The sequence below is a fragment of the Streptomyces europaeiscabiei genome (genome assembly GCF_036346855.1).
Taxonomy (GTDB): domain Bacteria; phylum Actinomycetota; class Actinomycetes; order Streptomycetales; family Streptomycetaceae; genus Streptomyces; species Streptomyces europaeiscabiei.
This window is the reverse complement of sequence record NZ_CP107841.1, coordinates 4,689,320-4,709,777: the sequence shown is the minus strand read 5'-3', so window position 1 is coordinate 4,709,777 and position 20,458 is coordinate 4,689,320. Positions and strand designations below refer to the sequence as shown.

General features: G+C 69.5%; 19 protein-coding genes and 2 pseudogenes. 11 read left to right on the top strand and 10 right to left on the bottom strand.

All coding sequences use genetic code 11. The features are described 5' to 3' along the window. The first annotated feature begins 67 nt into the window (after window positions 1-67). Window positions 68-991, top strand: coding sequence for a hypothetical protein (locus OG858_RS20425; RefSeq protein ID WP_086746938.1), 924 nt, complete (start codon window positions 68-70; stop codon window positions 989-991). A 147-nt stretch (window positions 992-1,138) separates the two neighbouring features. Here OG858_RS20425 and OG858_RS20420 read toward each other — a convergent pair whose 3' ends face one another. The 3 genes from OG858_RS20420 to OG858_RS20410 form a co-directional block, all read right to left on the bottom strand. After that, complete coding sequence (locus tag OG858_RS20420; RefSeq protein WP_086746939.1) at window positions 1,139-1,690, bottom strand: hypothetical protein; 552 nt, start codon at window positions 1,688-1,690, stop codon at window positions 1,139-1,141. Between the two features lie 151 nt (window positions 1,691-1,841). Beyond that, window positions 1,842-4,250 carry an HAD-IC family P-type ATPase gene (locus tag OG858_RS20415; protein WP_086746940.1) on the bottom strand — a complete coding sequence of 803 codons (2,409 nt, stop codon included), beginning with the start codon at window positions 4,248-4,250 and terminating at the stop codon, window positions 1,842-1,844. 207 nt (window positions 4,251-4,457) lie between these two features. Next, window positions 4,458-4,781 carry a DUF2530 domain-containing protein gene (locus tag OG858_RS20410; RefSeq protein WP_086746941.1) on the bottom strand — a complete coding sequence of 108 codons (324 nt, stop codon included), beginning with the start codon at window positions 4,779-4,781 and terminating at the stop codon, window positions 4,458-4,460. A gap of 148 nt (window positions 4,782-4,929) precedes the next feature. On the opposite strand from OG858_RS20410, the gene OG858_RS20405 reads away from it, so the two are divergent. Then, window positions 4,930-6,336: an NCS2 family permease gene (locus OG858_RS20405; RefSeq protein ID WP_086746942.1), complete on the top strand. Its 1,407-nt coding sequence runs from the start codon at window positions 4,930-4,932 to the stop codon at window positions 6,334-6,336. 16 nt (window positions 6,337-6,352) lie between these two features. Here OG858_RS20405 and OG858_RS20400 read toward each other — a convergent pair whose 3' ends face one another. Then, a complete protein-coding gene (locus OG858_RS20400; RefSeq protein WP_037705660.1) occupies window positions 6,353-6,535 on the bottom strand; it encodes a hypothetical protein in 183 nt (60 codons plus the stop codon). Between the two features lie 165 nt (window positions 6,536-6,700). Here OG858_RS20400 and OG858_RS20395 point away from each other — a divergent pair, with 165 nt between their 5' ends. Further along, window positions 6,701-7,138 carry a MarR family winged helix-turn-helix transcriptional regulator gene (locus tag OG858_RS20395; protein ID WP_037705311.1) on the top strand — a complete coding sequence of 146 codons (438 nt, stop codon included), beginning with the start codon at window positions 6,701-6,703 and terminating at the stop codon, window positions 7,136-7,138. 242 nt (window positions 7,139-7,380) lie between these two features. Here OG858_RS20395 and OG858_RS20390 read toward each other — a convergent pair whose 3' ends face one another. Further along, window positions 7,381-7,629: a hypothetical protein gene (locus tag OG858_RS20390; RefSeq protein WP_328545371.1), complete on the bottom strand. Its 249-nt coding sequence runs from the start codon at window positions 7,627-7,629 to the stop codon at window positions 7,381-7,383. Here OG858_RS20390 and OG858_RS20385 point away from each other — a divergent pair. Then, window positions 7,628-8,923 (top strand): MFS transporter, encoded by a 1,296-nt coding sequence (locus tag OG858_RS20385; protein ID WP_408059417.1) that lies wholly within the window; start codon window positions 7,628-7,630, stop codon window positions 8,921-8,923. The genes OG858_RS20390 and OG858_RS20385 overlap by 2 nt on opposite strands. Window positions 8,924-8,960: 37 nt before the next feature. Continuing rightward, window positions 8,961-9,533: an RNA 2',3'-cyclic phosphodiesterase gene (thpR, locus tag OG858_RS20380; RefSeq protein WP_319320850.1), complete on the top strand. Its 573-nt coding sequence runs from the start codon at window positions 8,961-8,963 to the stop codon at window positions 9,531-9,533. Window positions 9,534-9,784: 251 nt separating this feature from the next. Here thpR and OG858_RS20375 read toward each other — a convergent pair whose 3' ends face one another. Beyond that, window positions 9,785-10,639: an aldo/keto reductase gene (locus OG858_RS20375; RefSeq protein ID WP_319264849.1), complete on the bottom strand. Its 855-nt coding sequence runs from the start codon at window positions 10,637-10,639 to the stop codon at window positions 9,785-9,787. 84 nt (window positions 10,640-10,723) lie between these two features. Here OG858_RS20375 and OG858_RS20370 point away from each other — a divergent pair, with 84 nt between their 5' ends. After that, window positions 10,724-12,373, top strand: a complete 1,650-nt coding sequence (locus tag OG858_RS20370) for a recombinase family protein (protein ID WP_319320843.1) — start codon at window positions 10,724-10,726, stop codon at window positions 12,371-12,373. 387 nt (window positions 12,374-12,760) lie between these two features. Here OG858_RS20370 and OG858_RS20365 read toward each other — a convergent pair whose 3' ends face one another. Continuing rightward, complete coding sequence (locus OG858_RS20365; protein ID WP_328545315.1) at window positions 12,761-13,279, bottom strand: recombinase family protein; 519 nt, start codon at window positions 13,277-13,279, stop codon at window positions 12,761-12,763. Between the two features lie 48 nt (window positions 13,280-13,327). On the opposite strand from OG858_RS20365, the pseudogene OG858_RS20360 reads away from it, so the two are divergent. From OG858_RS20360 to OG858_RS20345, 4 genes and pseudogenes are all read left to right on the top strand, one after another. After that, a pseudogene (locus OG858_RS20360) lies at window positions 13,328-13,684 on the top strand (recombinase family protein); the annotation flags it as partial. Continuing rightward, window positions 13,670-13,843 (top strand): helix-turn-helix domain-containing protein, encoded by a 174-nt coding sequence (locus OG858_RS20355; protein ID WP_319067079.1) that lies wholly within the window; start codon window positions 13,670-13,672, stop codon window positions 13,841-13,843. The pseudogene OG858_RS20360 and the gene OG858_RS20355, both read left to right, overlap by 15 nt. Window positions 13,844-13,911: 68 nt before the next feature. Next, window positions 13,912-14,898 (top strand): aldo/keto reductase, encoded by a 987-nt coding sequence (locus OG858_RS20350; protein WP_086749953.1) that lies wholly within the window; start codon window positions 13,912-13,914, stop codon window positions 14,896-14,898. Window positions 14,899-15,095: 197 nt separating this feature from the next. Continuing rightward, window positions 15,096-15,323: pseudogene (locus tag OG858_RS20345) on the top strand (nuclear transport factor 2 family protein); the annotation flags it as partial. A gap of 39 nt (window positions 15,324-15,362) precedes the next feature. On the opposite strand, the gene OG858_RS20340 reads toward OG858_RS20345, so the two are convergent. Beyond that, a complete protein-coding gene (locus OG858_RS20340) occupies window positions 15,363-16,757 on the bottom strand; it encodes an MFS transporter (RefSeq protein WP_327724267.1) in 1,395 nt (464 codons plus the stop codon). A gap of 342 nt (window positions 16,758-17,099) precedes the next feature. Next, window positions 17,100-17,783 carry a GDSL-type esterase/lipase family protein gene (locus tag OG858_RS20335; RefSeq protein ID WP_319067035.1) on the bottom strand — a complete coding sequence of 228 codons (684 nt, stop codon included), beginning with the start codon at window positions 17,781-17,783 and terminating at the stop codon, window positions 17,100-17,102. A gap of 304 nt (window positions 17,784-18,087) precedes the next feature. On the opposite strand from OG858_RS20335, the gene OG858_RS20330 reads away from it, so the two are divergent. After that, window positions 18,088-19,107, top strand: a complete 1,020-nt coding sequence (locus OG858_RS20330; protein WP_086749380.1) for a hypothetical protein — start codon at window positions 18,088-18,090, stop codon at window positions 19,105-19,107. Window positions 19,108-19,579: 472 nt separating this feature from the next. Here OG858_RS20330 and OG858_RS20325 read toward each other — a convergent pair whose 3' ends face one another. Beyond that, window positions 19,580-20,380, bottom strand: coding sequence for a TetR/AcrR family transcriptional regulator (locus OG858_RS20325; protein ID WP_086749379.1), 801 nt, complete (start codon window positions 20,378-20,380; stop codon window positions 19,580-19,582). Between the last annotated feature and the right edge of the window lie 78 nt (window positions 20,381-20,458).

The window sequence follows — 20,458 nt, the reverse complement described above, 5'->3', positions numbered from 1 at the left end:
CGGGCCCGCGATCACGGGGGCCGATGTGACGACGACCGTCGGGCTCCACTTTCCACCGGGGGAACACATGCGTATCCGAACCACCGCGGTCGCCGTCTCCGGCGCCCTCGCTCTCTCCGCCTTCGCCGCTCCGGCCGTGTACGCCGCGGACGACTCGGCGAACGGCATCGCCACCTCCCCGCAGTGGGCGGCGGTCACCGCCGGCAACGGGCCGTCCGCCTTCGGCGCGGCCACCACCGCCGACGCGACGGCGGGCCCCGACGTCTCCTTCTCCGCCATGAAGGTGAACGGCGGCAAGCCGATCGTCGTCGGCGCGACGAAGAAGCGCACGGTGCCGGTCACCTACACGCTCACGCACGCCGCGGACGTGGACATCGCCGACGAGGACTTCGCCAACGGGCCCTTCCTCTACCTCAAGTCGCTGCCCGCCTCGTTGGAGGACACACTCGAGAACCCGGTGCTCTTCGGCGACGAGGCGGCGTCCTGCGCGGCCACCTCCCCGACCACCGCCAACTGTAAGGCGGTCATCGACATCAGGCCGGGCGACGGTGAACTCGTCAACGCGTACGCCAAGACCTGGAAGGCCGGCGGCCTCGCCATCCAGTTCGACGAGGACGCCGCGGACATGGGCGAGACCTGGCAGGGCGGCCTCGGCACCGCCAAGCTCCAGCGCGAGACGAGGCTCACCGGTGCCAACGCGGCCCCCGAGCCCGTCAAGAAGGGCAAGACCATCACGGTCACGAGCAAGCTGACCCGCGCGAACTGGGACACCAACAAGTTCCCGGCGTACGGCGGCCAGTCCGTGAAGCTGCAGTTCAAGAAGAAGGGCACGTCCGTCTACAAGGACGTCAAGACGGTCAAGACGTCCTCCGCGGGCGCCCTGAAGACCACCGTCAAGGCGACCGTCGACGGCACGTACCGCTTCGTCTTCGCGGGCAGCTCGGGCACGGCGGCCGTGACCTCGGCGGCCGACGCCGTCGACGTGAAGTAGGCGCGGCAGCCGTAAGAGACGTGGGCGCCGGCTCCGGGGTTTCCCGGGGCCGGCGCCTTTTCGTAAGCCGTAAGCCGTGAGCTGAGCGTGAGGTGAGACGTGAGGTGGCGGCGTGAAGTGGTGGCGTGAGAAAAGTGGGCTGTTCCGTCAGAGGGTCGGGAAGAGCAGGACGAAGAAGAGCCACAGCAGCACCGCCCAGAAGAGTGCCGCCGCCAGTGACACGAGCAGGGAACTGCGCCACTTCAGCACCAGGAACGGGAAGAGCACCAGCGCCGCCCAGTAACCGGCCACGTCGATGGACACGCGGGCGGCTTCGCCGAGGGTTCGCGCGCGGCCGGCGGTGATGTAGCGCAGCAGCCGCTGGGAGGCGAAGCCGTACACACCGAAGACGATGGGGAAGAACCACAGCGGTGTGATCGTGACCAGCTCGGGCTCCGAGAACTCGTCGAACATGACCAGATAGACGAGACCTGCGCCCATGAGGCCGGCGATCAGCGCGGCCACGTAGAGGGCGGTCAGAGCGGGCGGCTCGGCGCCGGCCGGCACGGGGACCGCCGAGGCGTACGGAACGTCGGGCGACGGGACCCGGACCACCTGGTGGCAGTGTGGGCAACGGACGTCCTGTCCGACCCGGTCGGCCGGAGCCGAGATCAGGTGTCCGCACGGGGCATGGAATTCCACCTGCTGGTACGGGTTCATGAAGCTGCTTCTCCCCACCCTGTTCTGTGTGCCGCCTCCCGGTGCCGCTCGATGCCGGTGCCGCGACGGCGCGACCTCGACGAGGCCGGTCAGAGGCGAGGACGCCGCCCGGGGATGTCCGGTTTCGGGCGCGGGGCGTACGGCGTACGGCCTACGCCGGGAAGCGGCGGTCCACCCACCTCCACAGGAACTCCAGGGCCGCCGAGGCCCCCGCCGCGATGGCGACCGCGATCCACGGCATCGTCGTACCCACCAGGCGCAGGGCGAAGAAGTCCTGGAGCCCGGGCACGACGAGGACCAGCAGGAAGCAGGCGCCCATCGCGGCGACCAGGCCCAGGCGCCACCAGGTGTACGGGCGGGCGACGATGGCCAGCACCCACATGGAGATCAGGAAGAGGGTCAGGGTCGCCGCGCTGGTCTCGGCCTCCAACGCGCCCTCGCCCGCGTAGTGATGGCGGGCGATCAGATAGGTGGCGAAGGTGGCCACGGCCGCCAGCACGCCGCCCGGGATCGCGTACCGCATCACGCGCCGCACGAAGTGGGGTTTCGCGCGCTCCTTGTTGGGGGCCAGGGCGAGGAAGAAGGCCGGGACGCCGATCGTCAGGGTCGAGAGCAGCGTCAGGTGGCGGGGGAGGAAGGGGTACTCCACCTGCCAGCAGGCCACCAGGGCGGCGAGGAGCACCGAGTAGACCGTCTTCACCAGGAAGAGGGTGGCGACACGGGTGATGTTGCCGATGACCCGGCGGCCCTCCGCGACCACCGACGGCAGGGTCGCGAAGCTGTTGTTGAGGAGGACGATCTGGGCGACGGCCCTGGTCGCCTCCGAGCCCGAGCCCATCGCCACACCGATGTCGGCGTCCTTGAGGGCCAGCACGTCGTTCACGCCGTCGCCCGTCATCGCGACCGTGTGGCCGTGGGACTGCAGCGCGCCGACCATGTCCCGTTTCTGCTGCGGGGTGACCCGGCCGAAGACCGTGCCGGAGTCGAGGGCCTTCGCCATGCCGTCGCGTTCGGCGGGAAGCCTGCGGGCGTCGACGACCTCGCCGGTGAGGCCCAGCTTTCCGGCCACCGCGCCGACCGACACCGCGTTGTCGCCGGAGATGACCTTCGCCCGTACGTCCTGCTCCCCGAAGTAGCGGAGGGTGTCGGCGGCGTCGGGGCGCAGCCGCTGTTCGAGGACGACGAGGGCGGTGGGGTGCGCGTCCCGGGTGATCTCCGGGTCGTCCAGCTCCCGGGTCACCCGGGCCAGCAGCAGCACCCGGAGCCCCTCCTCGTTCAGCCGTTCGGTCTCGGTGAGGGCCGGGTCGTCCTCGGGGAGCAGGACGTCGGGGGCGCCGAGCAGCCAGGTGCTGGACTCGCCGTCGCCCTCGCTGAAGGAGGCGCCGCTGTACTTGCGGGCAGAGGAAAAGGGGAGGGACTCGGTGCAGCGCCAGTCCTCGCTGTCCGGGTAGGCGTCGATGACGGCCTGGAGGGAGGCGTTCGGGCGGGGGTCCGATTCGCCGAGTGCGCCGAGGACCCTTCGTACGTACGCCTCGTCGACGCCGTTGAGTGGGCGCAGCTCCGTGACGTCCATGCCGCCCTCGGTGAGGGTGCCGGTCTTGTCGAGGCAGACGGTGTCGACGCGGGCCAGGCCCTCGATGGCCGGCAGCTCCTGAACCAGGCACTGCTTGCGGCCGAGGCGGATCACCCCGATCGCGAAGGCGACGGAGGTGAGCAGGACGAGGCCCTCGGGGACCATCGGCACGATGCCGCCGACCGTGCGGGCCACGGAGTCCTTGAAGTCGTTCTCCTTGACGATCAGCTGGCTGATGATCAGGCCGATCGCGGTCGGGACCATCATCCAGGTGACGTACTTGAGGATTGTGGAGATGCCGGAACGCAGCTCGGAGTGGACGAGGGTGAAGCGGCTCGCCTCCTCCGCCAGCTGGGCCGCGTACGCCTCCCGGCCCACCTTCGTCGCGGTGAACGCACCGCCGCCTGCGACCACGAAACTGCCCGACATCACCTGGTCACCGGGTTGTTTGACGACCGGGTCGGCCTCGCCGGTGAGCAGCGACTCGTCGATCTCCAGGCCGTCGGTCTCGACGCACTCGCCGTCGACGACGATCTTGTCGCCGGGGCCGATCTCGATGACGTCCCCGAGGACGACGTCGGAGGTGCCGACCGGTGCGGCGACCCCGTCCCGCCGGACCGTCGGCTTCGCCTCGCCGATGACCGCGAGGGAGTCGAGGGTCTTCTTCGCCCGCCACTCCTGGATGATGCCGATGCCCGTGTTGGCGAGGATCACGTAGCCGAAGAGGCTGTCCTGGAACGGTGCCACGAACAGCATGACCAGCCAGAGCACGCCGATGATCGCGTTGAACCGGGTGAAGACGTTCGCGCGGACGATTTCCACCGTGGAGCGGCTGCTCCGCACGGGTACGTCGTTCACCTCGCCGCGGGCCACTCGATCGGCCACCTCGGCGGCCGTCAGACCACGCGCCCGCCCCGTGTGTGTCGCGGCCGGGGCGGCTGTGGAGTGCACAGGATCGAGTTCGGTACCCGCGTCGATGTGCGTCATGCACTCGACGGTACGTGCGGATTTGGGGGTTCACCCGCCGAGTGGGCGAAAGATCCGACCTGGGGAGGAGGGGGAGAGGGAGCAGTGGTGCCGTGGTCGTACACGACAGTTCGTACGGTCCGGGCTCGTACGGTCCGGGCTCGTACGGTCCGGGCTCCTACGGTCGGCCCCGGCTCGTACGTGCTGCCCTGGTGGGGTGGGGCTCGCCTACTCGACGGAGGTCACATCGGCGGCTCCGGCCCCGGCCCCGGCCCCGGCCCCGGCTCCGGCCTCGGCGGCGGCCTTGCGCTCCGCGTCTCTCCTGATCGCCGCGTCCCGTCGGCGCACGTAGTAGATGCCGATGAACCCGAGCCCGCCGCCCGCCAGGCAGGTCCACACCCACCAGGCGTGCCCGTGGTCCTCGTACCAGCCGTAGAAGGGGAGCTGGACGACGAAGAGGACGAGCCACAGGATCGTGCCGCCGATGATGGTCGGCACGATGGGCCCCTCCAGGGGGGCCGGTGCCTCGTGCTTGGGGGTCCACTTCGCCATGGGGCACAGCTTACGAGGCGGACGTGTCTACGCGCGGAGATGGCGGTTGCTGAATTATATGTTCATACTGAAACGGTTTCTGTCTGGCCACTTCTGTTCGTAGAAAACTCCAACAGTGCCGGAGGGCCTGTTGGGGATGAGGTCTCGCATGTCCCCGCAGGGTTCCCTCGACCGCTACTTCAGGATCACGGAGCGCGGCAGCACCCTGTCGCGCGAGATCCGGGGCGGTCTGGCCACCTTCTTCGCGATGGCGTACATCATCGTGCTGAACCCGATCATCCTGAGCAGCGCGAAGGACATGTACGGACATCAGCTGGACTACGGCCAGCTGGTCACCGCGACCGCTGTCGCCGCCGCGTTCACCACGCTCCTCATGGGTGTCATCGGCAACGTGCCGATCGCGCTGGCGGCGGGCCTCGGTGTGAACACGGTCGTCGCGCTGCAGCTCGCGCCGCGCATGTCGTGGCCGGATGCGATGGGCATGGTCGTGCTGGCCGGTTTCATCGTGATGCTGCTGGTGGCGACGGGCCTGCGGGAGCGGGTCATGAACGCCGTGCCGCTGAGTCTGCGCAAGGGCATCTCCATCGGTATCGGCCTGTTCATCATGCTGATCGGGCTGGTGGACTCCGGCTTCGTCACCCGTATCCCGGACATCGCGAAGACGACCGTGCCGCTCCAGCTGGGCGCGAGCGGGCACCTCGACGGCTGGCCGGTGCTCGTCTTCGTCCTCGGCGCGCTGCTGACGCTCGCGCTGATCGTGCGCAAGGTGCCGGGCGCGATCCTCATCTCGATCGTCGCGATGACGCTGCTCGCGGTCGTCATCGAGGCCATCGCCAAGCTGCCCGCGGGCTCCTGGGGTCTCACCACCCCGAAGTGGCCCGGCAACCCGGTCGCGACCCCCGACTTCGGGCTGCTCGGCGAGGTCAGTCTGTTCGGCGGCTTCTCGAAGGTCGGTGTGCTGACGGGTGTCCTCTTCGTCTTCACGGTCCTGCTGTCGTGTTTCTTCGACGCGATGGGCACGATCATGGGCGTCGGCGACGAGGCCAGGCTGACCGACGCGGACGGTCAGCTGCCGGGCATCAACAAGGTGCTGTTCGTCGACGGCATCGCGGTCGCGGCCGGTGGTGCCAGCTCCTCGTCCGCCACGACCTGTTTCGTGGAGTCGACGGCCGGTGTGGGTGAGGGGGCGCGCACGGGCTTCGCCAACGTGGTCACCGGCGCTCTGTTCGCGGTCGCGTTGTTCCTGACACCGGTCGCCACGATGGTCCCCTCCCAGGCGGCCACTCCGGCGCTGCTCGCGGTCGGGTTCCTGATCCTCGCGAACTCCGTCCGCGAGATCGACTGGACCGACTACACGATCGCGATCCCGGCCTTCGTGACGATGGTGATGATGCCGTTCACCTACTCGATCACCAACGGCATCGGCATGGGCTTCATCACCTTTGTCGTCCTGCGTCTGGCCGCTGGTCGTGGACGCGAGGTTCCGGCCGCGATGTACGTGGTGTCGGCGGTCTTCGTCTTCTACTACCTGATGCCGGCGCTGGGGCTGACGTGAGCGGCACCCGGGTCCCTCACGTCACCCCGTAGAACTTCTCCGTCTCCTCGACCGCGGTCTGGAACCGCTCGTCGAAGTCGTCCCGGATGAGCGTCCCGATCACATAGTCCTGGACGCTCATTCCCCTTTTCGCCGCGTGGGTCCGGAGCCGTTCGAGCAGCTCCCCGTCTATCCGCAGGCTGAGCACAGTGGTCCCCATGTGTACAAGATTCAGGTGCGCCCTGGTCTGCCACGTCACGTTCTGCGTACTAGTCACTCATATGAGTGACATGAGGGTCGGGGGCGGCATGAGTGGCGGGGTTCACGGGCACAGCCGTGGAGTTCCGGTGGTCTTTAGCGAGGGTAATGAGTTATGCTAAAGAACATGCCTGACCTGAACCATGGCGACGACGAGGCCGCTGTGAACGCCCTCCGTTCCGCCGTGATGCGCCTGTCCCGCCGGCTCAAGCACCAGCGGGTCGACGAGTCGCTGAGCCCGACCGAGATGTCGGTCCTCGGCACGCTCGCCCGTTGCGGTACGGCCACCCCCGGTGAGCTGGCCCGCAAGGAGCATGTGCAGCCGCCGTCGATGACCCGGATCGTCGCCCTGCTGGAGAGCAAGGGGCTGGTGAAGCTGGAGCCGCACCCCGAGGACCGGCGGCAGAAGGTGGTCACCCAGACCGAGCGGGCCGAGGCGATGCTGGAGGAGAGCCGCCGCAAACGCAACGCGTTCCTCGCCACCCTCGTGGAGGGCCTCGGCGAGGACGAGTGGGAGAAACTGCGCGCGGCCGCGCCGGTGCTGGAGAAGCTCGCGCATCTCTGACGCGGCGCCCGGCCGCCGGGTGCGCCGCCGCCGCGGGGGGTACGCCGGATCGGCCGCCGGTACGCCCCGGCCGACAGCCCGTACGCCGTCAGGGGCGGGCATGGGCCGGACCGAAAACCAGCAGACAGAACAGGAGCGGTGAGGCTCACGCAACCGCACGACATGCACGCGTTCCACGCAAGGAGGCGACCCCTTTTGAGTACGGGCCCCGGAGCAGCTTCCGTCCCCGCACCACCGACCCCTCACGACCCCCCGCCCACCCCCGACGCACCGGAAGCACCACCGGATACCACCGGCCTGCCGACGACCGCCTCCGGCTCTTCGACGACAGCCTCCGGCTCTTCGACGACCGCTTCAGGCTCTTCGACGACCGCCGCCGGTTCCTCGGTGACCGCCCCCGAGGCGTCCGGCACGGCCCCTGCCGTCCCCGCCTCCTCGTCCTCCTCCGACCCGCCGGCCGCCGACCCCGCCCCCCGTGAACGTGTGTCCATGTTCCGGTCGTTGCGGGTGCGGAACTACCGGCTGTTCTTCCTCGGCCAGGTGGTGTCGAACATCGGGACCTGGATGCAGCGGATCGCGCAGGACTGGCTGGTGCTGAGCCTGGCGGGGTCGTCCACGGCCGTCGGTGTGACGATGGCGCTGCAGTTCCTGCCGATGCTGCTGTTCGGGTTGTACGGCGGGGTGCTGGTCGACCGGTTCCCGAAGCGGCGGCTGCTGTTCCTGACACAGACGTCGATGGCGGTGACGGGGCTGGCGCTCGCCGTGCTGACGCTCTCCGGGCATGTCCAGGTGTGGCACGTGTACGTCGCCGCCTTCGCCGTGGGCATGGCCACCGTGGTCGACAACCCGGCCCGGCAGTCCTTCGTGTCGGAGATGGTCGGCCCTGACCAGCTGCAGAACGCGGTCAGCCTCAACTCCGCGAACTTCCAGTCGGCCCGTCTGGTCGGCCCCGCCGTCGCCGGTGTGCTGATCACCACCGTCGGCACGGGCTGGGCCTTCCTCTACAACGGCCTCTCCTTCATCGCCCCCATCGCCGGCCTGATGCTGATGCGGACCCGGGACCTGCACCCCGTCCGCCCCGCCCCGCGGGCCAAGGGGCAGCTCCGCGAGGGCCTGCGCTATGTGGCCCGCCGCCCCGAACTGCTCTGGCCCATCGTCCTCGTCGGCTTCATCGGCACCTTCGGCTTCAACTTCCCCGTCTGGCTGTCGGCGTACGCGGACGACGTGTTCCACTCGGACGCCGGCTCGTACAGCCTCTTCAACACCCTCATGGCGGTCGGCTCGGTCGCCGGCGCCCTGCTCGCGGCCCGTCGCGGCACCGCCCGGCTGCGGGTGCTGATCGGGGGCGCGCTCGCCTTCGGGCTGCTGGAGATCGTGGCCGCGCTGGCACCGGCGTACTGGATGTTCGCCCTGCTCATGGTGCCGATAGGGATGTTCGGCCTGACGGTGAACGTCACCACCAACACGGCCATCCAGATGAACACCGACCCCGCGATGCGCGGCCGTGTCATGGCCCTCTACATGATGGTCTTCCTCGGCGGCACCCCGCTGGGCGCGCCGATCGCCGGCTGGGCCACCGACGCGTACGGCGCCCGCGCGGGCTTCGTCGCCGGTGGCGTCGTCTCCACGGTCGCCGCGGTCGTCGTGGGGCTGGTCCTCGTCCGGGCCGGCGGACTGCGGCTGTCGGTGGGGTGGAACCAGGGGCACCCCCGGGTGCGGTTCGTGCCCAAGGACCAGGCCGAGGGGCACGAGGAGCAGGCGGTTCCCGTGACGACCGCGGCCTAGTACTGCAAGGGTGGCGGTCATGAGTGCGATGAGTACCGTGCGGCTGTTCGCCGCGGTGTTGCCACCCGCCGATGTCGTCGAGGAACTCGGCCTGACGATCGGGGAGTTGAAGGGCCTGGCCGGTGCGGACCGGTTGCGCTGGACCGAGCCGCCCGGCTGGCACTTCACGCTCGCCTTCTACGGGGAGGTCGACGAGGACGTCGTACCGGAACTGTCACGGCGTCTGGAGCGGGCCGCGCGGCGGAGCGAGCCGTTTCCGCTGGCGGTGCGCGGCGGCGGCCAGTTCGGGCACGGCCGGGCGTTGTGGGCGGGGGGCGAGGGTGACCTCGGCGCCCTGCGGCTGCTGGCCGACCGGGCGGAGGCGGCGGCGCGCAAGGCCGGGCTGCCGATGGGGGAGCACCGCCGGTACACACCCCATCTGACGGTGGCCCGCAGCCGGGAGGACTTCGACGTCCGGCCGTACGTCGCCGCGCTCGACGCCTTCGCCGGGCGTACGTGGACGGTGTCCGACCTCGCGTTGGTGCGCAGCAACCTGCCGACGTCCGGGGTGCCGGGGGAGCAGCCGCGGTACGAGGCGGTCGGGCGCTGGGGGCTCGGGGTGGCCGGATGACCGTTCGGGCCGACGGTTAGGCTCGGGGGGTGGACCCGAAGACCCGTAACCGGATCATGGCCGGTGTGCTTGTGCTGATGTTCGCGGTGGTTGCTCTCGCGGCGGCGCTTGGCAGGTGACCGTCCCGTTCCGGCGACCGTCGGGGAACTGCGGACCGTGTTGATCTGCGGACCGTGTTGATCTGCGGACCGTGTTGATCTGCAAGCCGGTGGAGGCTTGTCGCGCAGTTCCCCGCGCCCCTTACGGGGCCCTCACCAGGCGAAGGCCTCCGGGGACGGGCCCGGGCCGGGGAAGATCTCGTCGAGGGCCGCCAGAAGTTCCCCCGACAGCTCCAGCTCGGCCGCGCGGATCGCGGATACGAGTTGCTGGGCCGTGCGCGGGCCGACGATCGGGCCGGTGACGCCGGGACGGGTCAGGAGCCAGGCGAGAGCGGCCTCGCCCGGTTCGATGCCGTGCTTGTCGAGGAGGTCCTCGTACGCCTGGACCTGGGCGCGTACGGCGCCGTCGGCGAGGGCGTCGGCGGAACGGCCCGAGCTGCGGCGACCGTCCTTGGCCTCCTTCCTGATGACCCCGCCGAGGAGCCCGCCGTGCAGCGGTGACCAGGGGATGACCCCGAGGCCGTACTCCTGCGCGGCCGGGATGACCTCCATCTCGGCGCGGCGCTCGGCGAGGTTGTAGAGGCACTGCTCGCTGACGAGGCCGATGGTGCCGCCCCGGCGGGCGGCGATCTCGTTCGCCTGGGCGATCTTGTAGCCGGGGAAGTTGCTGGACCCGGCGTAGAGGATCTTGCCTTGCTGGACCAGGACGTCGACGGCCTGCCAGATCTCCTCGAAGGGGGTGGACCGGTCGATGTGGTGGAACTGGTAGACATCGATGTGGTCCGTCCGCAGCCGCTTGAGGCTGGCGTCCACGGCTCGCCGGATGTTCAGGGCGGAGAGCTTGTCGTGGTTGGGCCAGGAGTCGGCGGAAGCCGCCATGTTCCCGTACACCTTGGTTGCGAGCACGACCTTGTCGCGGCGCTCGCCGCCCTTCGCGAACCAGTTGCCGATGATGCTCTCGGTGCGGCCCTTGTTCTCGCCCCAGCCGTACACGTTCGCCGTGTCCAAAGGTCAATTTTGAGGCCATGACCCGAACCACATACTGTCACCCCTTGTGCACGATGCGTGCTGGAGGGGAGAGGGAGAACGAGTATGGCGAGAGTTCTGGGTGTGGTTCGTCTGTCGAGGGTGTCGGACGAGACCACATCGCCGGAGCGTCAGCGTCGGTCCATCCAGCGATGGGCCGACCAGGAGGGGCACGTCGTCGTGGGATGGGTCGAGGACATCGACGTGTCCGGCGGGGTAGAGCCGTGGAAGCGCCCGGAGTTCGGTAAGTGGCTGCCTTCGACCATCGGAAAGGAGGTCAGCGCGATCGAGCACAAGATCGCGATGGAGGAGTCGCGCGCCGATGAGTACGACATCCTCTGCGCGCTGAAGATCGACCGCCTCTCGCGGCGCGTGCTGCACGTGCACACCCTCCTGGAGTGGTGCGAGAAGAACGGCAAGGAGGTAGCCACTGTCGAGGACGGGATCAACCTGAACGCGCAGATGGGAAAGCTCCTCCTGAGCCTGATCGCGTCCTTCGCGGAGGGGGAGCTCGAAGCCATCAAGGCGCGGGCCAAGTCGTCCTACAACCACCTGGTGAAGGAGGGACGCTGGCGCGGTGGCCGCACTCCGTATGGGTACCGTGAGGAGAAGCAGGAGACCGGCGAGGGGTGGAAGCTGGTGCCGGACGACTACGGAACGGACACGGCCAGGACGCTTCGCGAGATCGTTCGCCGTCTCATCGAAGGTGAGTCGGCGAACAGCATCGCGCAGTGGCTCAACGAGGACACGTCCAAGACCCCGACGTCCCTGGACGCCCAGATGATCCGGAGCGGCAAGACCCCGAAGGGGAGCCGCTGGACCGCCGCGAACACGTCCAAGGTCGTGCGCTCCCGCTGTGTCCTGGGGCAGATGGAAGTGACTGAGGAAGTGATGGTTGACGGGAAGAAGGTGAAGCGGACCCGAGTCGTCCGGGACACTGATGGCCAGCCTCTTCAGCGCGCGGAGCCCTTGATCACGCAGGAGGAGTGGGAGTTGGCCAACAAGAAGCTGGACGAGAGCACGAGTCAGCGCAACGGAAACCGCAAGGGCGGCTCACCCCTGCTCCGGGTTGCGTTCTGCACCTGTGGGGAACCCGCGTATCTCGGCCCCGGCCGTAACTGGCCCTACTACCGCTGCGCCTCGCGGACCACCCACAAGCCGTGCCCGACTGGAAGCAAGGGCATTGCGGCGCACACGCTGGAGGACGCCGTGGAGAAGGCGTTCCTCCTCGCCGCAGGGGACGTCGAGATCGTCCGGAAGGTCTTCCGTCCGGGGGTGGACTACACGCGCGACATCGAGGAAGTGAATCGTGCCCTGGCGGACTTGCGGGAAGACCGCGAGGCGGGCCTCTACTCCAGCGAGCTGGGCAAGCAGGAGTACCGCGAGACGTACAAGCGGCTGGACGCGCGACGCGAGCAACTCATCGCCCAGCCCACACGACCGGACACCTGGGAGGAGATCCCCACGGGAGAGACCTACCGGGAGCGGTGGAGCAAGCTGTCGACCCAGCACGAGAAGGGCAAGGAGCTCCGTGCCGCAGGGGCCAAGGCTGTCATCCACGCAGAGCCGATCCGGGGGATGACGGCCGCGCAGGCCATGCCCGTGGACGGCCATGACGGCATGTGGCAGCACTCCGTCGGACGGGTTCAGGTTCTGATCCCGATGGACTTCAAGCAGCGCGTACGCAACATGGCAGCGATTCGCAGCGAAGACTGACGAAGCCAAAGGGCGAGAGGAACCGAAGGGGCCCCGAATGCAGGGTCCTCTCGGCCTTTGTAGGGTGCCCGGCAGGTCGTCGCCGTCGCTCCCGACCGCACGAGACCGAGTCCGGGCATCACGCCCTGGGCGCCACCTGTGATGAGAGACCGCGCCGTCCGGCGCCGGTCCCCCCGCGAAGAAAGGGAGGCACATGTCCCGCCGTCCGGCGGGGGTTACCGTCGCATTCGTGCGCCTCACAGGAAGGGGCCCGACAAACCGTGGGAGTCATCACCACCAAGGGGCGCAAGCTCCACGAGATCGAGCACGTCCCGTACGAGCAGGCGTTCCTCATTGGCGACCTGCTCACCAGCAACATCACCATGCTCGCTGGCGAGCCCAAGGCCGTCAGTCCGCTTCGTCCTCGACGGCGTCGGGGGGCTTTCGTACGTGGCGGTAGATGGTCGATGTTGCGACCTTGAGCATGGCGGCGATGCTGGGGGCGGGGTGGCCCGCAGCGTGCATCTGGCGTGCGAGATCGCCCTGTTCGGGGGTGAGCTTGGGAGGTGACCCAAGACGTTGTCCGCGGGCACGGGCGGCGGTCTGTCCCTCGGTTGTGACTTCGGCGATCCACGCGGCTCGGAGTTGCAGGGTGGCGTCGACGGCGCGGATGACGAGGTCGCCGTCGGGCGCGGTGGTGTCGATCGGCTCTACCAGGGAGCGCAGTCCGACGTGTGCGTCGTCGAGCTGGTGGAGCAGGTTGTGCAGGTTGCGTAGGCCAGCGGCGAACCTGGAGAGCCGCACGATGACGATGCAGTCTTCCCGGGCGGACGTGCCGGAAGGCCGCGTCCCGGGCCGGTCGCGGACCGGTGGTGCGGTGGGTGATGTCGAGGAAGACCGTGTGGCACCCGGCGGCGAGGAGAGCACCGGCCTCGGCGGGGCGCGGGTCGCGCAGGGTGGAGCGACCAAGAGGCGCAGCTCCAGCGTGACGCGCTCGCCAACGCAGGCTGCGCCCGTATCTTCGAGGACAAGGCGAGCGGCAAGAACACCGATCGGCCAGAGCTACACGCAGCACTCGACTACGCCCGTGCCGGCGACAGCCTGTGTGTGTGGAAGCTGGACCGCTTCGCTCGGTCGCTCATCGACCTTGTGTCCATGGTCGACACCCTTCGAGAGCGGGACATCGGCTTCAAGGTGCTCACGGGTGCACTGGCCAACATCGACCCCGGCACGGCCGACGGCCGCCTCATGCTCCAGGTCGTCGGAGCGATGGCAGAGTTCGAGCGCAGCCTCATCAAGGAGCGCACCCGCGCCGGGCTGGACACGGCCAGGGCGCAGGGGCGTACCGGTGGACGGCCCAGTGTCATGAACGACGACATGCTCACGGTCGCCCGCGCCAGACGGGCCAAGGGCGAGAGAGCCAACGCCATCGCCAGGGCCCTGGGCGTCTCACGCGCCACGCTGTACCGGCACATCGGCGAGGGCGCCTGAGGTAGGCGTACCCGCTGCCCGCCGGACGTCTTGCGTGGAGTGGACTCGAAGGGGTTCGCTTGGCGGCCATGGAATACACGCAGCTGGGACGTACCGGGCTCAAGGTCAGTCGCATCGTGCTCGGCACGATGAACTTCGGGCCGCAGACGGATGAAGCCACCAGCCACACCATCATGGATGCGGCGCTCGATGCGGGGCTGAATTTCGTTGACACTGCAAATGTGTACGGGTGGGGCGAGAACAAGGGGCGCACCGAGGAGATCGTCGGTACCTGGTTCGCCAAGGGCGGTCGTCGTGACAAAACGGTCCTGGCCACCAAGGTCTACGGGAACATGGGCGCCGACGGACCGGCCTGGCCCAACCATGACCGGCTCAGCGCCGTGAACATCCGCCGAGCCGTGGACGCTTCCCTCAAGCGGCTCCAGACCGACTACATCGACGTCTACCAGTTCCATCACATCGACCGTTCGACGCCGTTCGAGGAGATCTGGCAGGCGATCGACGTCCTGGTCCAACAAGGGAAGATCCTGTACGCCGGTTCCTCGAACTTCCCCGGCTACAAGATCGCCCAGGCCAACGAGAACGCGAAGACACACGGCCGGGTCGGGCTCGTCAGCGAGCAGTGCCTCTACAACCTTGCCGAGCGCCGCGCCGAGATGGAGGTCATCCCGGCCGCGCAGGAGTACGGCCTCGGCGTCATCCCGTGGTCGCCGCTGCACGGCGGGCTGCTCGGCGGAGTCCTCAAGAAGGAGGTCACGGAGGGGCGCCGGGCGGGCGGACGGGCCGCCGATGCCCTCAAGGACGCCCGCACGCGCGAGCAGATCCAGGCGTACGAGAACCTGCTCGACAAGCACGGCATCGAACCGGGCGAGGCTGCCCTGGCCTGGCTGCTCACTCGTCCCGGCGTGACAGGACCGATCGTCGGCCCGCGCACGCAGGAGCAGCTTGACTCGGCGCTGCGCGCCCTCGACCTGGACCTGGGCGCGGAGCTTCTTGAAGCTGTCGACGAGATCTTCCCGGGGCCGGGACCGTCCCCCGAAGCTTTCGCATGGTGAAGTGACAAATCTGCATGTGGGCCGCTGCCTCCTGCTTTGTGTGCAGGGCGAGTTGGGGGTGGCGGTCGGCGCTCTCCGTGGTGCCGCATGCGCGCTGGCGGCACGCTACGATGCAGTTCGGCGTCAAAATTGCTTGTTGGCTGTGTCGAAGAAGTTGATGCCCGTGTTCAGCGCCGCGTCCATGATCGCGTGGCCGCGGTCTGGGCGCCTACTTCCAGCAGTTCCCCGACCTCGCCGTCTCGCGAAAGCGCGTCATTGCCGAGGGCGATCTCGTCGCCGTCCACAGTCACTACGTCAACGCACCGGGCGAGCGCGGGCAGGCCGTCCTCGACCTGTTCCGGGTGCGGAACGGGAAGATCGTCGAACACTGGGACGTGCCCCAGGACGTACCGGCGACTTCGGCGAACGACAACACGATGTTCTGAACGGCAACGTGATGTTCTGACCGCCGGGCCGGACTCGGGTCAGTTCTTCGGGAGGGGCCGGGGGTTCTGCTGGTCCCGCTGCTCCTGGTCGTCGTCCGTGAGGAGTGAGGGCTGTCGCGGGCGGCGGTAGGGGAGCAGGAGCAGCGGGGTCGCCAGGAGGAGGAGGCCCGCGGCGGTGATCGCGGTGCGGGGGGTGGTGAGGGCGGCGAGGATGCCCCAGAGGGCGGTCAAGGCGGCGGTGCTGAGTTTGCCGGTGACCGACCAGGCGGTGAGGGTGCGGGCGACGCGGTCCGGCGGGGTCCGGGTGAGGCGTTGGGTGGCCATCACCGGGTTGAAGACGCTGATGCAGACGATCAGGCCCAGTTCGACGGCCATGACGAGGACGAGGCCGGCGGGGCCGGGGCCGATGAACGCCAACCCCAGTCCCCAGCACGCTCGCAGCGTTCCGGCGGTCCAGATGACCCTGCGGTGACCGTGCCGGTCGACCAGGCGACGGGAGAGGCGTGAGCCGATCAGGCCGCCGACACAGGGGACGGCGAAGGCGAGGCCGTACTGCCAGGGGGCGAAGCCGAGTTCGCCGACCATGAGGATCAGCAGCAGGGGTGCGGGCGCCATGATCAGGGCGTTGACCAGGACGGTGTTGAGGAAGAGGGGGCGCAGGGCCGGGTCGGCGAGGATGTAGCGCCAGCCGTCGAGGAGGTCGCCGGGGCGGAGACGGGGGGATGGGGTGGGTGTGAGGGTGGGGCTCGGGGCGATTCCCGATGGGGGCGTCGTGGGCTTCGCGGTTGTCGCCGGTTTCGCGGACGTCGTGGTCTTCGCGGGCGTCGCGGGTGATTCGGGCCGTACGGGGTGCGGCTCCTTGCCGCCGATCGCTCGGATCGCCGCGGCCGAGAGCAGGTAGCTGGCGGCGTCGGTCAGCAGGGTGGTCACCGGGCCGAAGAGGCCGATCGCGGCGCCGCCGAGGGGCGGGCCGAGCATGGTGGTGGTCCAGGTCGTGGCCTCGAAGCGGCCGTTGGCGGCCAGGAGGTGTTCCGGGGGGACCAGGGACTTCAGGCAGGCGCCGCTCGCCGCGGTGAAGACGATGTCGGCCACGGCGACGACCATGGACACCAGCAGGAGCTGGGGGAAGGTGAGCAGGTCGAGGGCGTAGGCCGCCGGGACGGTCAGCAGGGCCGCGCAGCGGACCAGGTCCATCGTGATCATCACCGGGCGTTTGCGGCGGAACTCCACCCAGGGGCCGAGCGGTACGGCCACCGCCGCGCCCACCGCCAGGCCGGTGGCCGCCAGCGCGGAGACCTCCGTCGGGCCGACGTGCAGGACCAGCACCGCGATCAGGGGGAGCGCGTCGAACGACAGCCGCGTACCGAACGCACTGACCGCGTACGCCGCCCACAGCCACCGGAACTCCCGCCCCAGCCCACCGCCCCGCGCCATCCCCGCCCCCGCCTTCGCCACGCCGTTCGACGCGGCCCGTGCGGGTCACGTCCGACCGGGACATCCAAGCGAAGGGGAGGCGGCCGGGCAAGCGCGGAACGGCTTGGCCGGGAGGCCGCGGGCGACGTGGTCAGCCTCGGGGGAACTCGGCAGTGGGAAGGACGAGGCCGAGGAGGGTGGCGGTCATGTCGACGTCGGCGCCGTAGGTGACGGACAGATCGCTGACGTAGTCGCCGTCCTTGGGCTGGGTGAACAGTCGGCACGGTGACGGCCAGGAAGCACGAATAGAACAAGCAGAACGACTAGGGCCTCTGTCTCCCACCCCGCACGGCAGCCGGTCCCTCACGCCTCCTCGTACGGTCCCCCCAGGCCCCACGCCTCGTGCATCGCGTTCGCGAATGTCGCCGCGATCTTGTGTTCGCCGGAGGCGTTCGGGTGGGTGCCGTCGTAGGTGTCCCAGTGGATGTCGTACGACGGGGGCGGGGAGGCCAGCAGGAGGGGGGAGCGGGGTTCGTCGAGGTCGGCGGCCGTCTTGGCGAGGAGTTCGTTGAAGCGGGAGACCTGGGCGGCGAAGGGGGCGTCGGACTCGGCGCGGACGTTCGGGGTGACCGGGAGGAGGACCATGCGGACGTGCGGGTTCGCCTCGCGGGCGGCCTCGACGAAGCGGCGGGTGTTCTCGGCGGTCTGCTCGGCGTTGGTGTAGAAGCCCAGGTCGATGAGGCCGAGGGAGACGAGAAGGACGTTGGCCTTGTGGCCGCGGATCGCGTCGGCGATCAGCGGGGCCATATGGAGCCAGCCCTCGCCCCAGCCCGCGAGATGGGCGCGCGGGAAACGCGGGTCGGTGTCGGCGTACTCGTACGACGTCGGGGCGTCGACCGCCTTGTCGTAGAGCGTCTCGCGCGGACCGACGATCTTGAAGGGGCCGTCGTGCGTCGTGCGCAGGTGCTGCCAGAGCCGGTAGCGCCATGTGTGTTCGCCCGCGCTCCCGATCGTCATGGAGTCGCCTACGGGCATGAACCTGAGCATGCGCTCATCATGAACGATCGCTACCGGTTGGTAGGCGGTGGTCGGTCTCCCCGGCGCTGTGAACCTTGCCACGTGGGGGTTCCGGTGCGTCGGCGGGTGCGGGTGCGCGGGGCTTCTCGCGCGGTTGCCCGCGCCCCTAAAAGATCAGGCCCTGCGGGCATGAGAAGCATGGGGCGCAGCCCCTGCTTTTCAGGGGGCGGGTAACTGCGCGATCAGCCCCACCGGACCCGCACCCGCCGACGCACCGGACACCCCACGGCGCTCCCCATCCCACCCGGCGGAGCGAGATGGCAGGCTTGGGGCCATGCGCCGTCGCCCTCTCTCCTCCCTCCGCCGGTTCCGCGCCGGCTTCGCCGGTCTCGCCGCGGTCCTGCTCGCCGCCCTCCCGGCCGCGCCCGCGGTCGCCGACGACGACGGGTTCACGATGAAGGACTCGCGGATCACCGAGTCGAGCGGCCTCGCCGCGTCGCGTCAGCACCCGGGGGTCTACTGGACCCACAACGACAGCGACGACGGGGCGTTCCTCTACGCCGTCGACAGCGAGACGGGCGAGACGGTCGCCACGGTCACCATGACGGGCGTCGGCACCCCGCGTGACGTCGAGGCGATCTCCATGGGCCCGGACAACAAGCTGTACGTCGGCGACATCGGCGACAACCTCGGCGGTACCTGGGCGTATGTCTGGATCTACGAACTCCCGGAGCCGAAGGAGCTGAAGGACCAGACGATCAAGGCCACGCAGTACGTCGTGAAGTACGAGGACGGGGCGCGGGACGCGGAGGCGCTGATGGTGCATCCGAAGACCGGCCGGGTCTACATCGCCGACAAGAACGAGGCCGGCGGGTCGCTGTACGAGGGCCCGGCCGACCTCTCCGCCTCCGGCACGAACGTCTTCAAGAAAGTCGCCTCCGTGCCCGACCTGGAGGTCACCGACGGCGCGTTCTCGCCGGACGGCAAGCGGCTCGCCCTGCGCGCGTACTTCGGCGGCATCCTCTACGACTGGAACGGCGGCAAGATCAAGAAGGTCGAGCAGCTGAGCGTGCCCCTGCAGCGGCAGGGGGAGTCGGTGACCTTCGAGACCGACGGCTCGAAGATCATGTACGGCAGTGAGGGGTCGGGCAGCTCGGTCGTCGCGCGGGACGTCCCCGGCGGCGGCTCCGGAAGCGGCGGCTCCGGCTCCTCGTCCTCCGGCGGGAACGGCTCCGGCACCACCGCGGCGGACGGCGACGGAACCAGCTCCACCTTCAAGGTCGGCGCCCTTGCCGTCGCCGGGGCGGTCGTCGTCGTATGGGGCTTCAAGCGGGTGCTGCGCCGACCGTCCTGAGCCGGAAGTTCTGCGCCGACCGGCCTGCGCCGACCGGCCTGAGCCGACCGGTCTGAGCCGACCGGTCTGAGCCGACCGGTCTGAGCCGACCGGCCTGAGCCGACCGTCCTGAGCCGACCGTCCTGAGCCGACCTGCGCAGGCCGACCGGTCCGGTGTCAGGCCGTCCTGCGCCGGTCGCCCTGGCGCCGGTCGGCCCCGTCGTCGGCGCGGTCGTCGTCGTATGGGGCTTCAAGCGGGTGCTGAGTCGACCGGTCTGAGTCGACCGGTCTGAGTCGACCGGTCTGAGTCGGCCGGTCTGAGTCGGCCGGTCTGAGTCGGCCGTCCTGAGCCGGCCTGCGCAGGCCGACCGGTCCGGTGTCAGGCCGTCCTGCGCCGTCCGTCCTGCGCCGGTCGCCCTGGCACCGGTCGGCCCCGGCGCGGGGCTTCGTCGTCACGCCTCCCCGCGGTCGGCCCCGGCGCGGGGCTTCGTCGTCACGCCTCCCCGTTCCCGTCCCCGCTTCCTGTCCGCCGCGCGACGAGCACCTCCAGTCCGTCCAGGATGCGCTGCAACCCGAAGCCGAAGTGGTCGAAGTCCGTACCGAAGGCGTCGGCGGAGAGGCCCGCGAGGAGCGGGTAGCGGCCGGAGAGCATGAGCTCTTCGAGGACGGGTGCCTGGGCCTGCCAGAACTCCGTGTCGGTCAGGCCGGTCCGGTGTTCCGCCTCCTGCGCGTAGAGCTGGGTGCGGGCGGCGCCGACGACATAGCCGTCGACCGCGATGATCACGGAGACCAGCTCGGGGTCGGTCAGCCCCATGGACTTGATGCGGGAGAGGACCTTCTCCATGCCGTCCAGGGCGCTGGGGCCGAGGATCGGGCGGGACTGGTTGACCTGGAGCAGCCAGGGGTGGCGCTGGTAGAGGGCCAGGGTCGCCCGGCCCAGGGCCTCCAGGGCGGAGCGCCAGCCGCCGTCGCCGAGGTCGGCGGTGTTCTCCGAGGGGCGCTGGACGCGGTCGAGCATCAGGTCCAGCAGTTCGGCCTTGCCGGGGATGTAGCGGTACAGGGACATGGCGCCGGTGCCGAGTTCCGTGGCGACCCGGCGCATGGAGACGGCGTCCAGGCCCTCCGCGTCGGCGATCCGCACGGCCGCCTCCACGATGCGGTCCAGGGTGAGTCCCGGCTTGGGGCCGCGGCTGGGGCGCGGGCCGGTGTCCCAGAGCAGTTGGAGGGTGCGGACGATGTCGCCGCTGCCGCTGGTCTCCGTACCGACGCCGGTACCGCCCGTGCCCCTTGTCATGGACCCGAGTTTAGGTCCTCGCGAAAAAACTGGGTACGCCGTACGCGTAATCGGGTACGGTGTACCCGGTTGGATCCG